The sequence below is a fragment of the Cryobacterium breve genome, from assembly GCF_027594785.1.
Taxonomy (GTDB): Bacteria; Actinomycetota; Actinomycetes; order Actinomycetales; family Microbacteriaceae; genus Cryobacterium; species Cryobacterium breve_A.
Window position 1 is genome coordinate 290,318 of sequence record NZ_CP075584.1, and the last position, 17,390, is coordinate 307,707.

A 17,390-nucleotide genomic window follows, 5' to 3' on the forward strand; every position below is an offset into this window, starting at 1 on the left:
CGCCATGCCGGCACCGCCGGCGAAGGCGAACATCGCGCCGCCGGATTTGTCACAGGAAGGGGCGCTCGTGGAGCGCCCGCGGCACGCCCGACGGGGTCGACGACTACGTATGCGGCGTTGGCCAGCCATCGGCGGGCGGCATCGGTGCGGCGGATCCCAACCGCACGGGGTTAGGGTCGGTATATGTCCGGCGCACTGATCCCCGTGCACCCAATCGAGCCCCTGGCCGGTGCAGTGCCGGTCGGACCTGCCCCGAACCCGGATACCCGCCTCGTCGACACCCTCAATCGTCCGCTGCACGACCTGCGGCTGTCTGTCACCGACCGGTGCAACTTCCGTTGCGTGTACTGCATGCCCAAGGAGGTCTTCGGCAAGGACTTCGCGTTCATGCCGCGGGACGAGATGCTCAGTTTTGAAGAGATGACCCGGCTGGCTCGAATTTCGGTCGCGCATGGGGTGGAGAAGATTCGGCTCACCGGCGGCGAGCCGCTGCTGCGCAAGGGCCTCGAGGAACTCATTGAGATGCTCGCGGCGCTCCGCACTCCAGCCGGCCGGCCCCTCGACATCGCCCTCACCACCAACGGCTCCGGCCTGTCAATGAAGGCCCAGGCGCTCAAGGACGCCGGCCTCAAGCGCGTGACGGTATCCCTTGACTCCCTTGACGACGCCACATTCCGTGCCATGAACGATGTCAATTTCCCGGTCGCCCGCATCCTGGCGGGCCTGGATGCCGCGCACGCGGTGGGCTTGGGCCCGATCAAGATCAACATGGTGGTGAAGCGCGGCCAGAACGACCAGGACATAGTCAACATGGCCCGGCATTTCAAAGGCACACCCTACATTCTGCGCTTCATCGAGTTCATGGACGTGGGCACGAGCAATAGCTGGGACATGGGTGCCGTGCTGCCGTCCAGCGAGGTGCGCGATCGCATCCACGCCGAACTGCCGCTGGAAGAAGTGGCCCCCAATTACACCGGCGAGACCAGCCGGCGCTGGCGCTACCAGGACGGCGGGGGTGAGATCGGCCTGATCTCCAGCGTCACCCAGTCGTTCTGCCACACATGTTCCCGGGCCCGGGTCTCCACTGACGGCAAGCTTTTCACCTGCCTCTTCGCCAGTGAGGGCCACGACCTGCGCGAGCTGCTGCGCAACGGCAGTAGCGACGAGGAGATCTCCGCCGCGATGGGCGCCGTCTGGCGTCAGCGAACCGACCGCGCCTCCCAGCTGCGCAGCGCCCAGACCGGTGCGGTCCGCTCACCAGGTGGCAAGAGGATCGAGATGTCCTACATCGGCGGATGACCGTGTGTCCGGGACGGTTTAACCGCACCCTGATACTCTGAATGCATGGTTGCGACCACTCAGAACGATGCCCGGCATGCCGCTCTAGCCAGTGAGCCGCGACGTCGCGCGCTGGCCCTGATCAGTGAATCAGCCGTACCGCTGGGTGTGGGCCCCGTTGCCGACGCGCTTGGCTTGCACATCACCACCGCGCGTTTTCACTTGGAGCAGGCTCGAGGCCGCCGGGCTCGTCGAGCACAAGGTGGCCCGGGTCGGCCAGCGCGGCCGACCCCGTGTGCTGTTCAGTGCGGTAGCAGCACCGCTGCCGGTTGATTCGGCCCTGCAGCAGCTCGCCCAGAGCCTCGCCGCTGTGATCGGCGAAGACGACGATGCTGGCCGCGCCCGCGCGGTTCGCGCCGGAGAGCACTGGTCAGGGCAGTACGCGGCCGGGGCGGATGCGGCGAAATCCGACGGTCCGGCGGCCGGCCTTCCGGCCGCCGACGTCGTGTCCTCGCTGCTGCGGGTGTTCACCGAGATTGGCTTCGAGCCCGAACTGCGGAGCACCGAGGCAGCGATCGCCCTGACCGCCTGCCCGTTCCGGGCCGAGGCGCGGGCAAACGCCGATGTGGTCTGTTCGGTACACCTCGGCCTCGTGCAGGGTCTCGTGCGCACCTTCGGTCATGACGCAGCGAGCATTCGACTGGAGCCTTTCGTGCAGCCCACCCTCTGCATGGTGCACCTGCCCGCCAGCACCCCTTCGGCCTAGGAAGACACGGGATACGGGCTCGGCTCTTCTCGCCGTTCGCACGTGTCAGGCGACGTAGGCGGCCACGTCGACCAGGGTTGTGACATCCACGTAGACGTCGCCGTCGACGATGGTGAGGGGGTAGACCGGAACCGGTTCGGAGGCAGGCAGGGTGCGTGCCCGTCCGGTCGACAGTTCGAAGCGGCCGCCGTGGGCCCAGCACTCCAGGTCGTCGCCCTCGACGAAGCCCTCGGAGAGTGAGATGTCGGCATGCGAGCACATGTCGCCGAGCGCGAAGCAGTTGCCGGCGCTGTCTTTCACCAGGGCTACTGCGACGCCGTCGACGATCACCTTAATCACTTCGCCGAGCTCAAGTTCCGATTCTGCGCACACCCTGGTGGCCACCTGCTCCTCAATCCTGCCGGTTCAATCACATTTCGGCGCTGTTGTCGGGACGAACATCCCGATTAAAAGGATATTTATCCTCTATAATGGAACTCTAGGTCATTCGACCGGGCCTGAAGGAGAAAACATGACCGCCGAACCGATCATCTTGTCATCGAGCCGCCTCGGCGCCGAACCGGCCGATCATGAAGCACAGCCCGAAGCGCACGCCTGCGCCTGTGGCCATGAAGACATCGAGAAGATCGTCCTGGACTCGCGCACCATCCCGCACGCCATTCGGCATGCCACGATCTTCGGAGCCCTCGGCGCCATCCAACCCGGCTTCGCCCTGGATCTGATCGCCTCACACAACCCGCTTCCGCTGCTCGGACAGCTCGAAAGCACCCGCCCCGGCCAATTCCTGATCTCCTACCTCGAGAACGGGCCCGAAACCTGGACGATCCGCCTCACCCGCGCCAACTGACCCCACTGTATCCGCAAGGTGCTGCCATGAGTGAGAAGCCGAACACCGTGACGCAGGCCTCGGTGACGCGACCCACCCCGCACCTACCCAAGCCGCATCTGCGTGCGCTGCCACTGCGCGCGGTGCCGCTCCGCAGCACCTGTGGGCGACCGCACCCGTGCCCTCCGGCCATGCAACGGCGCATCCTCGAGCAGATTTGCCTGTTCCAGGGCCTGTCCGGCGACGAGCTGGCGTCGATAGGCGCGCGGATGGAGTCGCTGGCCTGGTCCGCGGGCGGGGCCCTGTTCAGCGCGGGCGAGCCCGCCGAGCACGTCTACCTGCTCGCAGCCGGCCAGGTGAAGGCCTTCCGCACTACCGTCACCGGACAGCGCACCAGTTTGGACTTCTTCGGCCCCGGCGACGTGCTCGGCGGCCTCACCTGGGCGGGCGGCAGCGGCTACACCGAGACGGCCCTCGCCCTGGTCACAACTTGTGCCCTCCAGATCGACGCCGGAGCCTTCCGCGAAGTGATGTTCGCGCATCCGTCGGTGGCGCTCGGCGTGCTCGATGTCGTGTCCGGTCGCCTCGCCCGCGCCCGCTCCGCCGAACAGGAACAAGCCTCAGCCACAGTCACAAAACGGGTGGCAACCGGCCTGCTGCGCCTCGCCGACACCTTCGGGGTACCGGGAGACGCACCCGGAACGACCTTGATCCAGCTACCGCTGAGCCGGGCTGACCTGGCCGCCATGGCCGGTACCAGCGCGGAATCGGCATCCCGCGCGATGAGCCGGCTCCGCCGTAGTGGCCTGATCGACACCGGACGCCGCTGGACCGCGGTCCTCGACGCGGATGGCCTGCTCGCGGCGAAATGACCCTCCGGTTCACCCGCATCCACAGCAGCCCCTCGGCGGTGACCTGCGGACAAGTGACCGCCGTCATGGTCCCCTCACAGAGGGCAACGTAGCGTCGCAATCACCCCGGAATTCCGGGCCTGTTCCCATCGAAAGGCCACACCATGAGCGCCATCGCGCCAACCATCACCCACACCAGCCTGCGCGCTGAGGGGTTCTCCTGCCCGTCCTGCGTGGCCAAGATCGAGAAGCAGGTCGGCCGCGTCCACGGGGTCACCGCCGTCACGGTGAAGTTCGCCTCGGCCCGCATCGAAATCGAGCACGACGCATCCACTGTGAGCGTCGAGGAGTTGATCGCGGTCGTCGCCAAGGCCGGCTACAGCGCGCGCGTGGCCGCCTTCTGACCTCGGCGGATGCTCCTGCCGGCGAGTCGGCCGGAGCACCGAGCCCACGCACGTCGAAGCTCAGAAAGGTACATGCCATGGAAACCATCCGGACCTGGATGACGAACCGGTGGGCGGTCCCTCCCGTCTCCGGAGCGCTGATCGTCGCCGCGCTGGTGGTCCTTCAGATCGCCCGCACCGACATCGTCGGAAACATCCTGATGGTGGCTGCGGCCATCGTCGCCGGCACCCACATCGTGATCACCGCCGCGCGGGCGCTGTGGGCGAAGGTCATCGGAATCGACCTGTTGGTCGCCGTCGCCGCCATCGGCGCGGTCATCATCGGGCAGTACTGGGAAGCGGCCGCGGTGACGTTCCTCTTCGCCATCGGTCACGCCCTCGAGACCGCGACGCTGAACAAGACCCGATCTGCGCTGGCAGAACTCGTTGCGGTCGCCCCCGATATCGCCATCACCCTTCGCGACGGTGAGCAGGTGGAAGTGACCGCCGCCGCCGTGATGCTCGGCGAGACGGTGCTGATCAAGAACGGCGCCAAGGTCCCCGTCGACGGGGAGGTCATCGGCGGTGCCGGTGCCCTCGACGAAGCGTCGATCACCGGTGAGTCCATGCCTGCGGAGAAGATGGCGGGGGGACCGAGTGTTCGCCGGTACCGTCGCACGGAGCGGGTTCCTGCAGGTGCGCGCCACCGGCGTGGGCGCCGACACCACCCTGGCCAGGATCATCCACCGGGTCGAAGAGGCGCAGGACGCCAAGGCCAAGACCCAGGTGTTCATGGACCAGTTCTCCGCCTGGTACACCCCTGTAATCCTGGTTCTCGCAATCGTCGTCGGGCTGGTCACCCAGGACATCGTGCTGGCGCTCACGCTGCTGGTCATCGGCTGTCCGGGAGCGCTCGTCATCTCGATCCCCGTGTCCATCGTCGCCGGCATCGGCCGGGCTGCGAAGGACGGCATCCTGATCAAGGGTGGGGAGTTCCTGGAGACCTCTGCGAAGATCACCGCGGTCGCCGTGGACAAGACCGGCACACTCACGATCGGTCGCCCGCGGGTCACCGATGTTGTCGTGCTGAATCTCGCCCTGACCAGGGCCGACGTGCTGGGCTGGGCTGGGCGCGCCGAAGCCGGCTCCGAGCATCAGCTGTCTCGTGCGATTCTGGATGCCGCCAGGAGCGAGGGCCTGGACGTCGCGGGCCTGCCGGAGTCAACCGAGCCGGTTCCGGGTAAGGGCATCGTGGTCTCCACACAAGGCCGCCGCGTGCTGATCGGCAACCCGGCACTGCTGGCGCAGTACTCGATCATCGACACGGATGCCGCGACTCAGGCGGCCACCGAGCTGGCCCAGGCCGGCCGCACGCCCATGATCGTCGTGCTCGACGGGACCGTCGCGGGTGTCATCGGGGTGGCGGACGAGGTGCGTGCCGACGCCGCCCGGATGGTGGCTGACCTGCACGCTGCCGGGGTGAAGATCGTCATCATGCTGACCGGCGATTCGCCATTAGTCGCCCATGCCGTCGCCTCCGTCACCGGTGTGGACGAGGTGCGTGCGTCGCTCCTTCCGGAGGACAAGCTCGCTGTCGTGACCGGCCTGCAGGCCGAGGGCTACGTCGTGGCCATGGTCGGTGACGGCGTCAACGACGCTCCCGCCCTCGCCACGGCGAATATCGGGGTGGCGATGGGAGCCGCCGGATCGGCCGTCGCGGTCGAAACCGCAGACATCGCGCTGATGGGCGACAATCTGCTCAAGCTCCCCGAGGCCATATCGCTCGCCCGCCGCACGGTGAACACCATGCGACAGAACATCGCCATCGCGCTCATCACCGTGACCGTGCTCCTGCTCGGCGTGCTCCTGGGCGGAGTGACGATGACTATCGGAATGCTCGTGCACGAAGCGTCTGTGCTGATCGTGATTGTCAACGCCATGCGCCTCTTGCGTCGGCATGAACGGCACAGCGAGGCGCGCCCACCCGCCTTGGGCGGGTTAGGCCGCGGGGTGGGTCTTGACGAACCTGGTGTCCATGCCGATGACGGGGATCTTCGAAGCGCCACCCGGTGATCCCACCGGGGCGTCCCGCCCCTCGAGAATGTCGGCGAAGAACCTCTCGTTGTCGGCGAGGTACGGTTGTTCCTCGTCGGGCAGGTCGGCTTCGTAGTAGATGGCCTCGACCGGACAGGCCGGTTCGCAGGCACCGCAGCACCGTTTCCCACAAGATGACACTTATGTCATAAACGGCTCGTTGCAGACATTCGGTGTGCATCCTCGTCGCATACGTCCGTAGCCCTCGCTCCGAGTGTCAGGAGAACGACCATGCAACGATCTGCCCACTCACCCTTCCTCCGGGCCCCAAGGAGTCGCTTGGCCGGGCCGGCCGCCATCGTGGCGCTCGCGTTGGTGATCAGCGGTATGGGCCCCTTTGGGGGGATGCGCAATTTCTTCGGACCAAGTGTGGCGGAGGCCGCAGTTCCCTCGAGCGCCACCGACCTGTCGAAGGTGCCACACTACTTCGGCCCATACCCCAACTGGGCGAACAGCCCGCAGACGTTGGCGGACGCGATGGTGAAGATCAGTGTCGGGACCCCGACACCGGTCTTGTACGGCAATCCGCTGACCGAGCGCAAGTACGCGACTGATTACGCGAAGCCGACTGGTGAGGTGGGTCCGGTGCTGGTGGTGCTCGACCACACCAAGTTGCCCGCCGGCGTTCTCCACGACTTCCAGGGCTGGAACCAGGGCACTGCCGGATCGAGCCCCACCACCTCGGCGGGCAACCTCTTCCACGCGCTGGTACTGCGCCCCACCGGTACTGCGGGGGAGTACAGCGTCGTCTACGCCAGCGACGAACTGAAGGTGCCGACGCCGACCGTGGCCAGTGGAGAGGTGGAGACCTATTCCGTGCCGGCGGTGACAGTGCAGAAGGACGACGTGATCGGGTTCTACGGGCAGGGAATCCCGGTCGACACCGACGTCCCCGCCAACGGCGACACCCTGAGCACACCGGCGAGCGGTGACACGACCCTGGCCAACAACATCGCGCCGGCCACGAGCAGCACGGTCAAACTTGGAGCCTCGAACTACCCGGACTTCTCCCACGACCGCACCTACTCCTTCGGGGCCGACGTCACGCCGACCATCACCGACCCGGGCACGGGCGCAGAAGCGACGGCCTCGGTCGACCCGAAAACGGGCGCCATCTCCGGTGTTACTGTGACCAGTCCAGGTGCCGGCTACGCGGTCCCGCCGACGGTGGAGATCACGACCGCCGGGGTCACCCCGACCACGGTGGCCAAGGCGACCGCCAAGATCGCGACCGGCGTCATCACAGGCATCGCCGTCAACGAGACCGGATACGGGTTTACCGCACCTGCCGTGACCCTGACGGGCGGGAACCCCATTGCGGGGTCCGAGGCTCACGCACTGGCCAGCGGGAAGCTTGACAACTTGAAGCTGACCGACGGCGGCAAGGGCTATCAAACCCAGCCGCTGCTGAACATCTCCAAGCCTGACCTCCCCGATGGCGAGCAGGCCACCGGCAGCGCGACGATGGACGTCAACGGCGTGGTCACGGGCATCGCAATCGCGAACTCGGGGAGCGGGTACACCTCCGCCCCAACCGTGACACTCACCGACGCGAGCAAGACCGCTCCCGCCCAGCCTGCCAACGTCGAGGCCACCATCGGCGTCACCCGCATTGACGTCACCGACGGCGGCGCGGGCTACGACTCGGCACCGACCGTGACGATCGCCGACACCGTCGGCACGGCCGACAAGGGCGCCAGTGCCACCGCCAAAGTGGCGGTCAAAGGCTCGGTCACCGACATCGTTGTCACGACCCCCGGAGCGGGCTACCTCACCCCGGGAATCAAGAAATTCGTCGACACCCTGCCTGGGCAGGGAGAGGCCAACGCCAACGACCTGGGCCAGTACATCCCGATCGCAGTGCCCGACACCACCACCTACCCCGGCACCGACTACTACGAGATCGCGGTCGTGCAGTACCGGATGAAGTTCCACCGTGACTTGCCGGCCACCCTTCTCCGCGGGTATGTCCAGCTCTCCACCAGTGTCGTCCCGGGCAAGAACATTGCACTCGGCAACGCCAACCTCGACCCCTCCCTGCCCGACAGTCCCATCAGCTTCACCGGGGTGGACAAACCGCACTACCTCGGCCCGACGATCATGGCCACGAAGAACAAGCCCGTCCGGGTGCTGTTCCGCAACCTGCTGCCGACCGGCGTGGCCGGCGACCTGTTCCTCCCCGTCGACACCACGGTGATGGGTGCTGGTGCCGGGCCCGACATGATGACGCTCGACCCCAGCACCAAGGTCCCGATGGACATGGCGAAGGACGAGAAGAGCGTCCTCGACGGTGTACGCAACCCGATGTGCGGGCAGACGCCGAAGCCGACCACGTGCTACTCGGAGAACCGTGCCACGCTGCACCTGCACGGCGGCATCACCCCGTGGATCAGCGACGGTACGCCACACCAGTGGGTCACCCCGACCGGTGAGAACACCGCGTACCCGAAGGGTGTCAGCGTCAGCAACGTGCCGGACATGCCGGACCCGGGTCCCGGTGCGGAGACCTTCTTCTATACCAACCAGCAGAGCGCACGGATGATGTTCTACCACGACCACTCGTGGGGCTTCACGCGTCTCAACGTGTACGCCGGCGAGGAAGCCGGCTACATGATCACCGACGACACCGAACAGAAGCTGATGGCTCCCGGTGGCGCCCTTGACGGTCTCGGCATGGGCACGTCGCTCACCATCCAGGACAAGACCTTCGTGCCGAGCGCGACGCGGATGGCTCAACTCGACCCGACCTGGGATTCGGCGAAGTGGGGCGGGCAGGGAAACCTCTGGCAGCCGCACGTCTATATGCCCGCGCAGAACCCCGGCGACCCCAGCGGGATGAGCGCGTTCGGTCGCTGGTTCTACGGCCCGTGGTTCTGGCCGCCGGCGAAGGACGCCAAGTACCCGCCTATGGCCAACCCCTACTACGACCCCACCTGCGACCCGAACGTGGCTAAGTTCTGCGAGCCGGCGCTGATACCCTCGACGCCCAACAACTCGGTCGGCATGGAGGCCTTCCACGACACGCCGGTCGTAAACGGCACCGCCTACCCGACGACGACCATGGAGCCAAAGACGTACCGGTTCCGGATCCTCAACGGCTCCGACGACCGGTTCTGGAACCTGTCCTGGTACGTTGCCGATCCCGCCACCGGCACCGAGGTCGCGCTGAAGTCCAGCGAGGTCTCCCTGGCGCAGACCGACCCGGTCGTCACACCGACGCCGGACACCACGAAGAGCCCCAAGGGCCCTGACTGGATCCAGATCGGCAACGAGGGCGGCTTCCTGCCGACCCCGGCCGTGGTCCCCGCCCACGAGACGACGTGGATCACCGACGCGACCCGATTCGACGTCGGCAACGTCGATCAGCACTCTTTGCTGCTCGCACCAGCCGAACGGGCCGACGTGATCGTGGACTTCTCTGCCTACAAGGGGAAGACGCTGATTCTCTACAACGACGCACCGGCGGCGTTCCCAGGCCGGATCCCCGGGTACGACTACTACACGGGTGGACCGGACATGTCCCCGGCCGGCGCGCCCACCACCCTGCCCGGCTACGGGCCCGACACTCGATCGGTCATGCAGGTCAAGATCTCCAACACCGCACCCGCACTGGCCTTCGACCGGCCGAACACCACGGCTGACCAGATGGGCAAGCTCATGGCGGCGTTCGATCACCACACCGACGCGGCCGGCAAGCCCGCCGGCGTCTTCGAGTCCAGCCAGAACCCGATCGTTGTCGGTCAGGCCGCGTACAACCAGGCCTACGGGACGAGCTTCGTCGGCAGCGGCTACTGCAACACGGCCACCAACCCCGCCGCCAAGTGCGACGGCTTCGCCCGGATCGCCGAACAAGGAGGAGACAAGTTCAAGTTCGACACCCTGTCGGGCACCCAGCTCAGCATTCCCATCGAGGGTAAAGCCGTCCACGACGAGACGAACTCAGCGAACTTCGACGAGTGGGGCCGAATGAGCGGCAATATCGGGTTGGAGGCGCCTGGAGCCACACCCCTGCTGCAAAACGTCATCCTCTACCCGTACGTCAACCCCGCCACGGAGAAACTCGACGGAACCGCAGGGACGAACAGCCTCAATGTGACCCCGATCTCGACCAACGCCGACGGCACGCAAATCTGGAAGATCACGCACAACGGCGTGGACACCCACCCGCTGCACTTCCACCTCAACGACGTGCAGGTGCTGAACAGGGTCACCTGGGACAACATCATCATCCCGCCCGAACCGACAGAACTCGGCTGGAAAGACACCGTGCGCGTCAGCCCATTGGAGGACACGATCATTGCGGTCCGACCCATCCTGCCGAAACTCCCGTTCGCCATCCCAGACAGCATCCGGCCACTCAACCCGATGATGCCGCTCGGCGCACAGGGCTCGACGACCGGCCCGAACGGGACCGAAGCCGGGTTCAACAACACCGACACGAACGGTAATCCGATCACCCCGATCAGCAACGTCATGACCAACTACGGCTGGGAGTACGTGTGGCACTGCCACATCCTCAGCCACGAGGAAATGGACATGATGAGGCCCATCTCTGTCAGCGCCCCTCGTACCCTCCCCGAAACGTCAGTGCTGAGATTTACCCGACCCGCCAATGACGTGCTGCTGAGCTGGACAGACGGGACCCCGGTGTCGATCACCGATCCGACGACCTGGGGCAACGCGAAGAACGAGATCGGCTACAAGATCGAGCGCGCGCCGCTGGTCGATGGCACGCTCGGCGCGTACGCCCCGTTCGCCACCACCCTGGCGAACGTCACCACCTACACCGACCAGACGGCGGGGATCGGGCAGTACGGCTACCGGGTCACAGCTTGGAACGCGGCCGGGAACACGGTGTCCGCGCCAGTGCTCACAGCTTCCACCACGCCGAAGGTGACGACTCAGAACCCCCTACCCGGGGCGACCGGGGTGGCGACCAACGTCCTGCCGGCCGTCACCTTCAACGAGGTCGTCACCGGCGTCAGCAACACCACGTTCACGTTGAAGCAGGGCGCCACGGCCGTTCCGGCTGCGGTGACCTACAGCGCGACGACGCAAACGGCCACTCTCACCCCGACGTCGGCACTCATCGCTGACACGCCTTACACCCTCTCGTTGACCGCGGACATCAAGAGCGTGTCGGGAGGCTCGGTGGCGGCGACGAGTTGGAACTTCATCACCGGACCCAGCCCGACGGTGACCAGCACCAACCCCGTAGCCGGAGCCACCGGCGTCGGTCTGGGAAGGACCCCGTTGCGGGCAACGTTCAGTGAAGCCGTGACCGGCCTACCCGCCACCGCCGCCAGCACGCCCAACTTCACCTTGAAGCTGGGGGCGGCGACCATCGCCTCGAAGGTGACCTACGACGCCAAAACCCACATCGCCACGCTGACCCCGGACGCCCCGTTGATCAGCGACCGCACCTACACCCTGTCCCTGACCAACGCGGTCAAGGACGTGGCCGGGAACCAGCTCACCGCCAAGACGTGGACCTTCATCACCGGTCCCGCCCCAGTCGTCACAGCTCGGACCCCGGCGGTCAACGCCACCAGGGTGAGTCGGACGGCGAGCATCACCGCAACCTTCAGTGAGCCGGTCACCGGTCTGCCGAGCCCGGCCGCGGCGAGCGGGAACTTCACCATCAAGCGGACGTCGACCGGCGCCGCCGTCACCGCAGCGGTCAGCTACTCCAGCACCACACGGGTGGCGACACTCACCCCGACCGGCACCCTGCGGGCCAACACCCAGTACACCGTCACCCTCAGCAGCGGGATCAAGGACACCGCTGGCAACCTGCTGGCGCCCGTCACCTGGAACTTCACGACGGGCAACTAGCACCCCCCACGACACCGCCGCCCGGAATACGGTACCGGGTGGCGGTGTCACCGGCCCAGCGTGGGCACCCTCAAGCAGGACGAGGAGTTGATTGTGCCGAGAAGGACTCCCCACGAAACCCGGGGCCGGGAACCGCGAGCCCGAGGGCTCCTCGCCCGCCGGATCCTCGGGCTGTTGCTCGCAGCGTTGACCCTGACCCTGGCGCTACCCGCGGCACCCGCTTCGGCGCACGCCGAGCTGCTGTCCACGACGCCGACTGCGGGCGCGGTGCTGGCCGCTGCGCCCAGCTCTGTGGAGCTGACCTTCGACGAGCCGGTCTTCCTTGTCCCCGACGGCTTCCAGCTCTACGACGGCAGCAACGCCCATCGCACAGTGCCTGTCGAGGCGGTGGGTGCGACGGTCCGGGCAACCCTGCCGTCCGGCCTCGCCGAGGGCAGCTACGTGCTCGGCTGGCGGGTGGTTTCCGATGACTCGCACCCTGAGTCAGGGGTGCTGGCGTTCGCCGTGGGCCGGGCCGGCGCATCGGTCCCCACCATCGCCCCGACCGATGCACGATCGGTGGACATCCTGTACGCGGTCCTCACCGCTTTGGGCTATCTGGGTCTGTTCAGTCTCGTGGGTCTTACGGTCTTCGACTTGTTCGTCGCCCGTACCACTTCAGTGGGTCGGCGGCTGCGCCGGGTGGCCGCAGCCGTCGCGGTGAGCGCCTACGTCCTACTGGTGCCCCTCACCGAGGTGCGGGTGCGGGGGGCAGGTCTCGGCGCGCTGTTCGATCCGGCGATTCTCAGCACGGGCTGGTCGGGACCGCCAGCGGTGGCTCTGCTCCTCGCCGCCTCCGGGACGTCGCTAATGCTCCTCCGGGTGCGGCGGCCTGGCCGGGTGGGCTTCTGGGTCGGGACGGTGGGGGGTGGGGTCGCAGTGGTCTCGGTGCTGCCCGTCGGCCACACCCGCACCTTCGGACCTGCCTGGTTGGTCATGGGCGCCGACCTGGTCCACGCTGCGACGGCAGCGGTGTGGTTGGGTGGTCTCGTGGCTCTGGTCCTACACCTCACCCGCGCCCGACGGAGGGAGGACAACCCTGCCGCGGCCGCCGTGATCCTGGGCAGGTTCTCGACCCTGGCCGGTGGCCTCGTCGTCCTGCTGGGCGCAACCGGGACCATTATGGCGGTGGTGATCGTTGGCTCGGTGCCGGCCCTCGTCGACAGCGCTTATGGTCGACTATTGCTGGCCAAACTAGGCATGGTTGCGGTGATCGTCGCCCTCGCGGCGTGGAATCGGTTCGTGCTCGTCCCTCGCCTAGCGCGCGAGGACATCACGTCGCAGGCCTGGCGAAGGCTGACACTGGCCATCCGCCTGGAGGCGGTCGGGTTGGTACTGGTCGTTGGTTTGACTTCAGTCCTGACGATGCAGAACCCGCGGGCGACCGACACTGCCGCTGAGCCGGCTCAGGCCGCCTCGGTCGGGACCCCGTTGCTCGCGGACCTCGGCACGGGCCACCTGACGGGCCTGTTCAGCCCGGGCGCTCCGGGGGTCAACGTCATCACCTTCAACCTCACCGACGCCGGGGGTGATCCCCTCGTGCCGCTCACCATGCCGCAGGTCAGTGTCGCCGAACCGAACCTGAGCCTCGGACCGCTGGCCGCCGAGGTCGAGCCCGGGAAGATACCTGGCAGCTACCGGGCCGTGGTCGTACTGCCCGTGGCAGGTCAGTGGAAGATCACCGCCGCCGTCCGGGTCAACGAGTTGGAGCAGCCCGCGGCCGTGTCCGATGTGGTTGTCGTGGGCTGAGCCAATCCGGTCCCGACGAGGCCCGTGACGGCCTCAGCTGCGGACGTCTATCAAATCACCGAGAGGATCGCTGTCAGCCGAATCGAAGGCGCTTTCTCCGAGCGCGGCGGCCGGGGACAGCAGTAGCGGCAATCGGAGGGTGAAGGTGGTGCCTATGCCGAGGGAGCTGACCACCGAGACAGTTCCGCCGTGGGCTTCCGTGGCGGCCTTGACGATGGCCAGGCCCAGCCCGCTACCGGCCCGCTCGCCTGCCGTGGACGCAGTCTGGAAGATATCGAAGACTGTATCCAGATCGGCGGCGGGGATGCCCGCCCCGGTGTCCCGGACGGTCAGCACCAGCTCGTCGCCCCGGGCGTCCGCCGTCATCGCGACGGAGTCCCCTGGACCGGTGAATCGAACCGCGTTCTCGATCAGGCAATCCAGCACTGCCTCAAGCCGCTCGTTGTCGCCCTGCACGGGGCCGACAGCGCACTGTGCGCTCCAGGTTCGGTCGGCAGTCACCGACCATCGGTGAAGGACCTCGGCCAGCATCTGGTCGACGTCGACAGACTCGGGGCCCGACGGCTCCGCGACTCGCACCAGGGTGAGCAGGTTGGTCGCCAATGCGGACGCTTTGACGAGTTCGGCCACCACCAGCTCGGCGTCCTCGCGCACCGTCGGCTCGACCGACTGGTCGGCGATCAGTTGCGCGTAGCCACTGGCGATGGTGAGACGGGTGCGCACCTCGTGCGAACCGAACCGGGCGGCGTTCTCCCTCTGTTCGCTGCGGTGACGGTCGGCCTGCTGCAGGGCCCTCAGTCGTGCCTGAGCGGTCCAGTGCCGGTTCACATGCCAGATCAGCACCGAGATGATGCCGCTCATCAGGACGATCTCGCTGCATTCTTCCCATCCGATGGTCCCTGCCAGTGCGTGACGGACCAGTGCGACCCCGGTAACGGTCGTGATAATGGCGAAGACGATCAGGGTGGCACGCCGGGGCCACGGGCACAGTCCGTACAGGAGCGCAAAACTGGCCCATACAAGGTGATAGGGGATGGTCTCCTTGCCGGGTAACGCGAAGGTGAGGTAGCAGTTCACTCCCGCGAACACCGCCCACGCGGCGACGAGGACTGCCTTAGGCCGTGATCCGATATCCGACATTGCGCACCGTTTCAATCATTTCGTTTGACAGCTTCCACCGCAGCCGGCGAATACAGACATCGACGACGTTCGTGCCGGTGTCGAATTTCGTCCCCCAGACCCGCTCGAGCAGCTCGGCCCGGGTGCACGGCTCGGGCGCCCGCTGGAGGAGATGGAAGAGCAGCATGAATTCCCGTTGCGTCAGCGAGATTCGGCGCCCGTCGACCACGAGATCCCGTTCCTGCAGATCGATCTCGACACCGGCGCGGCGGAGGTAGCGGCTGACCGTCGCGGTCAATGCCTGCGACGATGTGGGCGTTCGGATGCGCGTATTGACCCGGGCCAGCAGCTCGGCGTTGGCAAACGGTTTGGCCAGAAAATCCACCGCACCGCCATTCAGGACACCGACCCTGGTAGCCACCTGAGTCATTGAGGACAGGACCAGGACCCGACTCGACGGACGGAATCGCATCAGTTCGGCGAGGACGTCCTCGCCGCGTCCGTCAGGCAGTACGAGGTCCAAGATAATCAGGTTTGGGTCGACCGTGCGGATCGCCGTCAGGGCGTCGACCGCCGTGCCCACCACAGTGACCGTGTATCCTGCGCCACCGAGGACGCGACCGAGAAGACGGCCCACCAGAGGCTCATCCTCGACAACCACGATGCGATTCACGTCGGTGTCCGTTCCTTCCCGCCTGTGCCGCGGGCGGCAGCTTAGCCACTAGGGGGTCATGAGATCTCGCCACTTCAGTTCTTATCTGCGCCCACAGTCGAGCGTTCAACGGCGCATGGGTAACGTAGCGCTGATGTCCTCTGAAAGGAGGACAAGGGATGTCCCCAAAAAGGGGCAAGAATCGGGGGAATTGCCGAGTGGCGGCGCGGTGCTGCAAGAGTGCCACGCCGCATTTCCTGCCTCGAGGTCGGGACGCTCCAGGAACCACCTCAGGATGCTGGAACGCCAAATAATAATCGCTGGACGCCTGGCTGCCTTGCGCATCGATAGGATCCTGATCGGCAAACCTCTCCCTTACGCCAAGGCAGCGATCGAACGCCCTGCAGTAGTCGTGCAGCCGCAGATATCAACGACCGGGGATCTTCCCGTCACGCGACTGGATTGGATATCCGAGACCCCGGGACCCTGCCCTTGCAGTCGCCGCGCGATCCGCCATAACCGTGTTAACCGGACCTGTGTCCCGCACTGGCGCTCGGACTTGCCGGGTCGGACGGATGCCTGTGAGTGGTGACGACGTCGGGGCCGATTGGGGACCGGGTACGCCCGCCGCGCGGTCAGGACACGATGGTGAAGAGCCCCGCTATACCGACGAGGTACAGGCAGAGCACGGCCACGGAGTCGACGCCCATGCTCGCGATCTTGCGCATCGGCCGAAAAATGAGCCCGATGGCGTATACAAAGGTGAGCAGGATGCCCAGCGCGGTCAGGTAGATGTCGGTGGCGCTCGCGGAGGGCAGCACGGCTTTGCCGGAGATGACAGTGGCGATCAGGAAGAGCACTGGAAGGAAGGCATTTCCTCCAAAGATGTCACTCATGGCGAGGTTGTCGTCGCCCTGTTTGATGGACTGCAGACCGGTGGAGAGCTCGGGCAGCGAGGTCGCCAAGGCCAAGATCGTGGCACCGAAGATGATTCCAGAGACTCCCAGCTGGTTCGCCGCGGCATCGCCGGACACCTCCAGAACGACGCCGGCGACGAGGGTCGCCACTGCCGAGACCGCGAACATCGCTACGGCCGTCCCAATGCTCATTTTTGTGCCGCCGCCGCTTCCACTGGCGTCTGGATTCGAACTGGATGTGCGATTACGATGCCCGCTCTGATGCCGGCTGCTCGCGGGAGCGTTGCCGTTCTCGTGCCACGGAAGGCCCGCCCCAGCCCGGCGCACCAGAAGAAGCCCGGTGACCCAGAGCGCGGCGATGAGCACCCCGGCCGGAGCCAACCGCAGGAACACGAGGGTCGACGGGAGCTGACTTCCCGCCACGACGACGGCGAGGACCGCGATGACGACCATCGCTTCGAGCACCAGCGTGAGCGAGGCCGCTCGATAGGTGAGGGGCTTGACGTCCTTGCCTCGTTTGCCGAATGCGTCCAACGCGACCAGGACGACTGTTTGCAGGGCGATACCACCGAGGATGTTCCCTACGGCGACATCGACGTTGCCGCTGATCGCGGCGCTGACCGTGATCGCAATCTCCGGCAGGTTCGTCGCGACGGCCAACACGATGAGGCCGCCGAGCGCGCTGCCGAGGTGCAATCGAGAGTCGATGATGTCGGTGGTCTTCGACAGTTGGATGCCGGCGAACCAGACGACCGTGCCGGCGGCAGCGAAGATCGTGATCAACAGCCACAGGGGTAGCAAGGACACCTATCCGCTCCCGTCTGTTCTCGAAACGAATTGAGCACCCTGTCAGGCGTGAAGAGCCATTGTCCGCTAGATTG

At 66.4% G+C, this 17,390-nt stretch carries 12 protein-coding genes and 1 pseudogene; 8 read left to right on the top strand and 5 right to left on the bottom strand.

Translation table 11 applies throughout. From position 1 onward, the window contains the following. Positions 1-183: 183 nt before the first annotated feature. On the top strand, positions 184-1,299 hold the full coding sequence (gene moaA, locus KIV56_RS01395; RefSeq protein WP_281534878.1) for a GTP 3',8-cyclase MoaA: 1,116 nt from the start codon (positions 184-186) through the stop codon (positions 1,297-1,299). Between the two features lie 241 nt (positions 1,300-1,540). Then, the gene (locus tag KIV56_RS01400; RefSeq protein ID WP_281534879.1) at positions 1,541-2,044 is read left to right on the top strand and encodes a hypothetical protein; all 504 of its coding nucleotides are present in this window, start codon (positions 1,541-1,543) and stop codon (positions 2,042-2,044) included. 45 nt (positions 2,045-2,089) lie between these two features. Here the strand turns inward: KIV56_RS01400 and KIV56_RS01405 are convergent, their stop codons facing one another. Next, complete coding sequence (locus KIV56_RS01405; protein WP_281534880.1) at positions 2,090-2,428, bottom strand: non-heme iron oxygenase ferredoxin subunit; 339 nt, start codon at positions 2,426-2,428, stop codon at positions 2,090-2,092. Here KIV56_RS01405 and KIV56_RS01410 point away from each other — a divergent pair. From KIV56_RS01410 to KIV56_RS01420, 3 genes are all read left to right on the top strand, one after another. Then, entirely contained in the window at positions 2,421-2,891 is a 471-nt protein-coding gene (locus KIV56_RS01410) for a DUF2249 domain-containing protein (RefSeq protein ID WP_281534881.1), read from the top strand. The two genes, KIV56_RS01405 and KIV56_RS01410, sit on opposite strands and share 8 nt — an antisense overlap. 26 nt (positions 2,892-2,917) lie before the next feature. Further along, positions 2,918-3,742: a Crp/Fnr family transcriptional regulator gene (locus tag KIV56_RS01415; RefSeq protein ID WP_281534882.1), complete on the top strand. Its 825-nt coding sequence runs from the start codon at positions 2,918-2,920 to the stop codon at positions 3,740-3,742. Between the two features lie 143 nt (positions 3,743-3,885). After that, positions 3,886-4,125, top strand: coding sequence for a heavy-metal-associated domain-containing protein (locus KIV56_RS01420; protein WP_281534883.1), 240 nt, complete (start codon positions 3,886-3,888; stop codon positions 4,123-4,125). Between the two features lie 163 nt (positions 4,126-4,288). Here KIV56_RS01420 and KIV56_RS19370 read toward each other — a convergent pair whose 3' ends face one another. Further along, entirely contained in the window at positions 4,289-4,492 is a 204-nt protein-coding gene (locus tag KIV56_RS19370; protein WP_348648592.1) for a hypothetical protein, read from the bottom strand. A gap of 127 nt (positions 4,493-4,619) precedes the next feature. Here KIV56_RS19370 and KIV56_RS01425 point away from each other — a divergent pair. The 3 genes and pseudogenes from KIV56_RS01425 to KIV56_RS01435 all read left to right on the top strand — a co-directional run bounded on the left by KIV56_RS01425 (position 4,620) and on the right by KIV56_RS01435 (position 13,821). Further along, positions 4,620-6,177, top strand: a pseudogene (locus tag KIV56_RS01425) (heavy metal translocating P-type ATPase). A 300-nt stretch (positions 6,178-6,477) separates the two neighbouring features. Next, positions 6,478-12,033 (top strand): Ig-like domain-containing protein, encoded by a 5,556-nt coding sequence (locus KIV56_RS01430; protein WP_281534884.1) that lies wholly within the window; start codon positions 6,478-6,480, stop codon positions 12,031-12,033. Between the two features lie 60 nt (positions 12,034-12,093). Next, entirely contained in the window at positions 12,094-13,821 is a 1,728-nt protein-coding gene (locus tag KIV56_RS01435) for a CopD family protein (RefSeq protein ID WP_281534885.1), read from the top strand. A gap of 33 nt (positions 13,822-13,854) precedes the next feature. On the opposite strand, the gene KIV56_RS01440 is transcribed toward KIV56_RS01435, so the two are convergent. The 3 genes from KIV56_RS01440 to KIV56_RS01450 form a co-directional block, all read right to left on the bottom strand. Beyond that, positions 13,855-14,961, bottom strand: a complete 1,107-nt coding sequence (locus KIV56_RS01440; protein ID WP_281534886.1) for a sensor histidine kinase — start codon at positions 14,959-14,961, stop codon at positions 13,855-13,857. Continuing rightward, positions 14,936-15,613 (bottom strand): response regulator transcription factor, encoded by a 678-nt coding sequence (locus KIV56_RS01445; RefSeq protein WP_281534887.1) that lies wholly within the window; start codon positions 15,611-15,613, stop codon positions 14,936-14,938. The genes KIV56_RS01440 and KIV56_RS01445 overlap by 26 nt, the downstream gene beginning before the upstream one ends. A 614-nt stretch (positions 15,614-16,227) precedes the next feature. Beyond that, positions 16,228-17,316 carry a sodium:calcium antiporter gene (locus KIV56_RS01450; protein WP_281534888.1) on the bottom strand — a complete coding sequence of 363 codons (1,089 nt, stop codon included), beginning with the start codon at positions 17,314-17,316 and terminating at the stop codon, positions 16,228-16,230. Positions 17,317-17,390: the final 74 nt, after the last annotated feature.